General features: G+C 51.5%; 3 protein-coding genes. All 3 read left to right on the top strand.

Translation table 11 applies throughout. The features are described 5' to 3' along the window. Positions 1-1,387: DUF1601 domain-containing protein (locus tag ACO6VE_RS23370; RefSeq protein ID WP_422463788.1), on the top strand; the 1,387-nt coding region annotated here is incomplete at its 5' end. Positions 1,388-1,543: 156 nt separating this feature from the next. Then, positions 1,544-4,534 carry a DUF1601 domain-containing protein gene (locus ACO6VE_RS23375; protein ID WP_422463790.1) on the top strand — a complete coding sequence of 997 codons (2,991 nt, stop codon included), beginning with the start codon at positions 1,544-1,546 and terminating at the stop codon, positions 4,532-4,534. 156 nt (positions 4,535-4,690) lie between these two features. Beyond that, the gene (locus tag ACO6VE_RS23380; RefSeq protein WP_422463792.1) at positions 4,691-7,681 is read left to right on the top strand and encodes a DUF1601 domain-containing protein; all 2,991 of its coding nucleotides are present in this window, start codon (positions 4,691-4,693) and stop codon (positions 7,679-7,681) included. Positions 7,682-7,777 lie beyond the last annotated feature (96 nt).

The following is a 7,777-nucleotide window of genomic DNA, read 5'->3' on the forward strand; positions in this document are numbered from 1 at the left end:
CAACAGGGCCGTGGCCGCCCTGTTGCCTCTCGTGAACGCACAGAAAGACCAATTTAATGCCCAGGGAATCGCCAACCTGTTGTGGGCCATGGCGAAACTTGTGGACAATGGGCAGGAGCGGACACCAGTGCTCAACGAGGCCGTGGCCGCCCTGTTGCCCCACGTGAACGCACAAAAAGACCAATTTATTGCCCAGCATGTTGCCAACCTGCTGTGGGTCATGGCGAAACTGGTGGACAATGGGCAGGAACAGACACCAGAGTTCAACGAGGCCGTAGCCGCACTGTTGCCCTGCGTGAACGTACAAAAAGACCAATTTAATGCCCGGGATATCGCCAACCTGCTGTGGGCCATGGCGAAACTGGTGGACAACGAGCAGAAGCAGACACCCGGGCTCAACGAGGCCGTGGCCACGCTACTGCCCCACGTGAAAGTACAGAAAGCTGACTTTAAACCACAGGATATCGCCAACCTGCTGTGGGCCATGGCGAAACTGGTAGACAACAGGTACGAGCAGACACCAGAGTTCAACAAAACCGTGGCTGCGCTGTTGATCTGCGTGATCGTACAAAAAGCTAACTTTAACCCACAGGAAATCGCCAACCTGCTTTGGGCCATGGCAAAACTGGTGGATAACGGGCAGGAGCAAACACCGGGGCTCTACGAGGCCGTGGCCGCGCTGTTGCAACGGGTGAACACACAGGAAGACCAATTTAATGCCCGGGGTATTGCCAACCTGCTGTGGGCCACGGCCAAACTGGGTGAACTCATTGAGCTGAACGTGGCTACCTCTGCGTTCGAATCGATTGTCTATCGAATCAGTAATAACCTTCAGTTTACTCAGAATGAGATATCGATGTCTCTCTGGGGAGTCATGGTATGCTGTGCCAGGTTGTCTCTAGTCGCCAATGCCAATAAAAATAACGTAATTGAAAAGCACATGGATGACCTGTTGACTCGCCTGGAAAATAACTCGCCAGATAATGAAGAGGACCAATCCATCATGATCATGGCCTCAAGTTGGCTTGGCAGAGCGTGTTCGTTCAACCCCCATTACCAGACAACCATTTCAAAACATCAGGCCGACTTCCGCAATCAACTCCAATCATGCATGCCCTCTTTGAAGATTGAAGAAGAAAAGAGTCTGAACTCATTACCTCCGGTTGACCTGTTACTGCCAGATCACAACATGGTGATTGAAGTTCAGGGACCGTATCATTACGTCAATGGTGATTTCAAAACCAGGAAAGGTTCAACGCTGCTGAAAATCGCACTGCTGCAAAAAGCAGGATTTGAGGTCCTTGAAATCCCGGTTAACAGGCTTGGGAACCAGGATTTAATGAAACCATTTATTGATCAAATAAAGAAGAGAGCAAACAGCCAGTAATCGTCTCCCTGCCATCGTGACTCAGGAACCGTTTTCACAATTCAGAGTAGATGCTCTCCTCCAACCACTTGCGTTTATAAACCGTTCAACAAAATGAACTTCTGAACAGAACCGCAGTCTGCTTTTTATATTCTCATGAATTAATGAAATATAATTATGGATAGAAGATCTGCCGGTATCAGTGGTAAATACACAATATCTGGTAATAATTACAACCAACCGAATAGCCATGCCCCTTCTTCAGGGCGTGGACGATATAGGCATGCCACAGTCAGACCATGGGATCATCCCCCCCGAACTGTGCCGGGTCGCAATGAATTTTACCATTCTTCTGGCACACGCTCTTCTCAACATCTACAGTGCCGTTCAGTAAATCCTGCTGAAGATTTTAATGCCCTCATCACACAGGAAATAATGGATGATCTGTTGAGTAAATCGGATTATTTCGGTCATCGCTATAATGGAAAAAATCACAGTCAATTTGCCAGTTCAATTAAAGAATACACGTCAGCTGCTAAAAGACCGTTAAACCGGGCAGAACAAAGCCAGCTGATACGTATGCTGCAAAACTTTACCCCAACACGGAGCTGGAATTGGCGAAACCTGACGACAACACTTCATTCATTGACTTCAGCAGGTGTTTTTACCCCTCATTACCCCATGGATGAGCGTGTCAAGCTTACTCAAGCTCACTTATTGTCAACGCTACTGGATACAATAAGATTTAACTGCTGTCAAAAACCTCAAGCCAGGAATATCGATGCCCGGGGTATCGCCAACCTGCTTTGGGCCATGGCGAAACTGGTGGACAAAGGGCAGAAGCAGACACCGGAGTTTAACAAGGCCGTTGTCGCGCTGTTGCCCCACGTGAGCGCAATGAAAGACCAATTTAAGGCCCAGGGCATTGCCAACCTGCTGTGGGCCATGGCGAAACTGGTGGACAACGGGCTGGAGCCGACACCAGGGCTCAACGAGGCCGTGGTCGCCCTGTTGCCCCACGTGAAGGCACAGAAAGACCAATTCAATGCCCAGGCCATCGCCAACCTGCTGTGGGCCATGGCGAAACTGGTGGACAACGGGCTGGAGCGGACACCCGGGCTCAAAGAGGCCTTAGCCGCCCTGTTGCCCCTCGTGAACGTACAGAAAAACCAACTTAATACCCAGGGCATTGCCAACCTGCTGTGGGCCATGGCGAAACTGGTAGACAACCAACTGGAGTGGACTCCAGGGCTCAAAGAGGCCGTGACCGCCCTGCTGCCCCTCCTGGACGCACAGAAAAACCGACTTAATGCCCAGAACATTGCCAACCTGCTGTGGGCCATGGCGAAACTGGTGGACAACGGGCTGGAGCAGACACCAGGGTTCAAAGAGGCCGTGGCCGCCTTGTTGCCCCACGTGAACGCACAGAAAAACCAATTTATTCCTCAGGGTATCGCCAACCTGCTGTGGGCCATGGCGAAACTGGTGGACCACGGGCTGGAGCAGACACCAGGGCTCAACGAGGCCGCGGCCGCCCTGTTGCCTCTCGTGAACGCACTGAGAGACCATTTTATTCCTCAACATATCGCCAACCTGTTGTGGGCCATAGCGAAACTTGTGGACAATGGGCTGGAGCAGACACCAGAGCTCAACGAGGCCGTGGCCGCCCTGTTGCCCCTCGTGCACGCACAGAAAAACCAACTTAATGCCCAGGGCATTGCCAACCTGCTGTGGGCCATTACGAAACTGGTGAACAACGGGCAGGAGTGGACACCAGAGTTCAATGCGGCCGTGGCCGCCCTGTTGCCCCTCGTGAACGCACAGAAAAACCAACTTAATGCCGTGGGAATCGGCAAACTGTTGTGGGCCATGGCGAAACTGGTGGACATCGGGCAGGAGCAAACACCAGAGCTCAAGGAGGCCGTGGCCGCCCTGTTGCCCCTCGTGAACGCACAAAAAGACCAATTTAATGCCCAGCATGTTGCCAACCTGCTGTGGGTCATGGCGAAACTGGTGGACAATGGGCTGGAGCAGATACCCGGGCTCAACGAGGCACTGGTCGCACTGTTGACCCGGGTGAACACACAGAAAGACCAATTTAATGTCCGGGATATCGCCAACCTGCTGTGGGCCATGGCAAAACTGCTGGGCAACGAGCAGAAGCCGACACCCGGGCTCAACGAGGCCGTGGCCACGCTACTGCCACACGTGAAAGTACAGAAAGCTAACTTTAAACCACAGGATATCGCCAACCTGTTGTGGGCCATGGCGAAACTGGTAGACAACAGATATGAGCAGACACCAAAGTTCAACGAAACCGTGGCTACGCTGTTGACCTGCGTGATCGTACAAAAAGCTAACTTTAACCCACAGGAAATCGCCAACCTGCTGTGGGCCATGGCAAAACTGGGGGATAACGGACAGGAGCAAACACCAGGGCTCAACGTGGCCGTAGCTGAGCTGTTACACCGGGTGAACGCACAGGAAGAGCAATTTATTGCCCAGCATGTTGCCAACCTGCTGTGGGCCACGGCCAAACTGGGTGAACTCATTGAGCTGAACCTGGCTACCTCTGCGTGCGAATCGCTTGTCTATCGAATCAGTGAGAACCTTGAGTTTTCCAGGGAAGAGATATCAATGTCTCTCTGGGGAGTCATGGTATGCTGTGCCAGGCTGGCTCTGGACTCCAATGCCAATAAGAATAACGTTTTTGAAAAGCACATGGATGACCTGTTGACTCGCCTGAAAAATAAATCGCCGCATGATGAAGAGGATCAATCCACTATGATCATGGCCTCAAGCTGGCTTGGCAGAGCGTGTCCGGTCGTCCGCCATTACCAGACAGCCATTTCAAAAACCCAGGCCGAATTTCGCCATCAACTCCAATCCTGTATGCCCTCTTTGAAGATTGAAGAAGAAAAGAGTTTGAACTCATTGCCTCCGGTTGACCTGTTACTGCCAGATCACAACATGGTGATTGAAGTTCAGGGACCGTCTCATTACGTGGGTGGTGATTTCATAACCAGGAAAGGTTCGACGCTGCTGAAAATCGCACTGCTGCAAAAATCAGGATTTGAGGTCATTGAAATCCCGGTTAACCGGCTTTACAACCAGGTTTTAATGAAACCATTTATTGATCAAATAAAGAAGAGCGCAAACAGCCAGTAATCGCCTCCCTGCCATCATGACTCAGGAACCGTTTTTACAATTCAGAGTAGATGTTCTCCTCCAACCGCTTGCGTTTATTAACCGTTCAGCAAAATGAACTTCTGAACAGAACAGCAGTCTGCATTTTATATTCTCATGAATTAATGAAATATAATTATGGATAGAAGATCTGCCGGTATCAGTGGTAAATACACAAGATCAGTTAATAATTACAACCAACCGAATAGCCATGCCCCTTCTTCAGGGCGTGGGCGATATAGACATGCCACAGTCAGACCATGGGATAATCCCCCCCGCAATGCCCCGGGGCGCAATGAATTTTACCACTCTTCTGGCACACGCTCTTCTCAACATCTACAGTGCCGTTCAGTAAACCCTGCTCAAGATTTTAATGCCCTCATCAAACAGGAAATAATGGATGATCTGTTGAGTAAATCGGATCATTTCGGTCATCGCTATGATGGGAGAAATCACGGGCAATATGCCAGTTTAATTAAAAAATACACGTCAGCTGCTGAAAGACCTTTAAATCGAACAGAACAAAGCCAGCTGATGCGTTTGCTGCAAAATTTTACCGCAACACGGAGCTGGAATTGGCGAAGCCTGACGACAACACTTCACTCATTGACTTCAGCGGGAGTTTTTACCCTGCATCAACCCATGGATGAGCGAGTTAAACTTACTCAGTCTATCTTATTGTCAACGCTATTTGATGCAATAATATTTGACTGCAAACAAAAACCTCCAGCCAGGGATATTGATGCCCGGGGTGTCGCCAACCTGCTGTGGGCCATGGCAAAAATGTTGGACAACGGGCAGGAACGGACACCAGAGTTCAACGAGGCCGTTGTCGCGCTGTTGCCCCACGTGAACGCACAGAAAGACCAATTTAAGGCCCAGGGCATTGCCAACCTGCTGTGGGCCATGGCGAAACTGGTGGACAACGGGCTGGAGCGGACACCAGGGCTCAACGAGGCCGTGGTCGCCCTGTTGCCCCACGTGAACGTACAGAAAGACCAATTTCAGGCCCGGGCCATTGCCAACCTGCTGTGGGCCATGGCGAAACTGGTGGACAACGGGCTGGAGCGGACACCATGGCTCAAAGAGGCCTTAGCCGCCCTGTTGCCCCTCGTGAATGCACAGAAAAACCAACTTAATGCCCAGGGCATTGCCAACCTGCTGTGGGCCATGGCGAAACTGGTGGACAACGAACTGGAGCGGACACCGGGGCTCAAAGAGGCCGTGGCCGCCCTGCTGCCCCTCCTGGACGCACAGAAAAACCGACTTAATGCCCAGAACATTGCCAACCTGCTGTGGGCCATGGCGAAACTGGTGGACAACGGGCTGGAGCAGACACCTGGGTTCAAAGAGGCCGTGGCCGCTCTGTTGCCCCACGTGAACGCACAGAAAGACCAATTTATTCCTCAGCATATCGCCAACCTGCTGTGGGCCATGGCGAAACTGGTGGACAATGGCCAGGAGCAGACACCGGGGCTCAACGGGGCCGTGGCAGCCCTGTTGCCTCTCGTGAACGAACAGAAAGACCAATTTATTCCTCAACATATCGCCAACCTGCTGTGGGCCATGGCGAAACTGGTGGACAATGGGCAGGAGCAGACACCGGGTCTCAACGGGGCCGTGGCCGCCCTGTTGCCTCTCGTGAACGCACAGAAAGACCAATTTATTCCTCAGCATATCGTCAACCTGCTGTGGGCCTTAGCGAAACTGGTGGACAATGGGCAGGAACAGACACCGGGGCTCAACAGGGCCGTGGCCGCCCTGTTGCCCCTCGTGAACGCACAGAAAAACCAACTTAATGCCCAGGGAATCGCCAACCTGTTGTGGGCCATGGCGAAACTGTTGGACAACGGGCAGGAGCGGACACCAGAGCTCAACGAGGCCGTGGCCGCCTTGTTGCCCCACGTGAACGCACAAAAAGACCAATTTATTGCCCAGCATGTTGCCAACCTGCTGTGGGTCATGGCGAAACTGGTGGACAATGGGCAGGAACAGACACCAGAGTTCAACGAGGCCGTAGCCGCACTGTTGCCCTGCGTGAACGCACAAAAAGACCAATTTAATGCCCGGGATATCGCCAACCTGCTGTGGGCCATGGCGAAACTGGTGGACAACGAGCAGAAGCAGACACCCGGGCTCAACGAGGCCGTGGCCACGCTAATGCCCCACGTGAAAGTACAGAAAGCTAACTTTAAACCACAGGATATCGCCAACCTGCTGTGGGCCATGGCGAAACTGGTAGACAACAGGTACGAGCAGACACCAGAGTTCAACAAAACCGTGGCTGCGCTGTTGATCTGCGTGATCGTACAAAAAGCTAACTTTAACCCACAGGAAATCGCCAACCTGCTTTGGGCCATGGCAAAACTGGTGGATAACGGGCAGGAGCAAACACCAGGGCTCTACGAGGCCGTGGCCGCGCTGTTGCACCGGGTGAACGCACAGGAAGACCAATTTAATGCCCAGGGTATTGCCAACCTGCTGTGGTCCACGGCCAAACTGGGTGAACTCGTTGAGCTGAACGTGGCTACCTCTACGTTCGAATCGCTTGTCTATCGAATCAGTAAGAACCTTCAGTTTACTCAAAAAGAGATATCGATGTCTCTCTGGGGCGTAATGGTATGTTGTGCCAGGTTGTCTCTGGTCGCCAATGCCAATAAAAATAACGTACTTGAAAAACACATGGATGACCTGCTGACTCGCCTGGAAAATAACTCGCCATATAATGAAGAGGATCAATCCATCATGATCATGGCCTCAAGTTGGCTTGGCAGAGCGTGTCCGTTCGTCCGCCATTACCAGACAGCCATTTCAAAAACACAAGCCGACTTCCGCAATCAACTCCAATCATGTATGCCCTCTTTGAAGATTGAAGAAGAAAAGAGTTTGAACTCATTACCTCCGGTTGACCTGCTTCTGCCAGATCACAACATAGTGATTGAAGTTCAGGGACCGTCTCATTACGTGGGCGGTGATTTCAAAACCAGGAAGGGTTCGACGCTGCTGAAAATCGCACTGCTGCAGAAATCAGGATTTGAGGTCATTGAAATCCCGGTTAACAGGCTTTGGAACCAGAGTTTAATGAAACCATTTATTGATCAAATAAAGAAGAGAGCAAACAGCCAGTAATCGCCTCCCTGCCATCGTGACTCAGGAACCGTTTTCACAATTCAGAGTAGATGCTCTCCTCCAACCACTTGCGTTTATAAACCGTTCAACAAAATG

Origin of the sequence: Endozoicomonas sp. ALB115 (assembly GCF_049310245.1) — a bacterium.
GTDB lineage: Bacteria > Pseudomonadota > Gammaproteobacteria > Pseudomonadales > Endozoicomonadaceae > Endozoicomonas.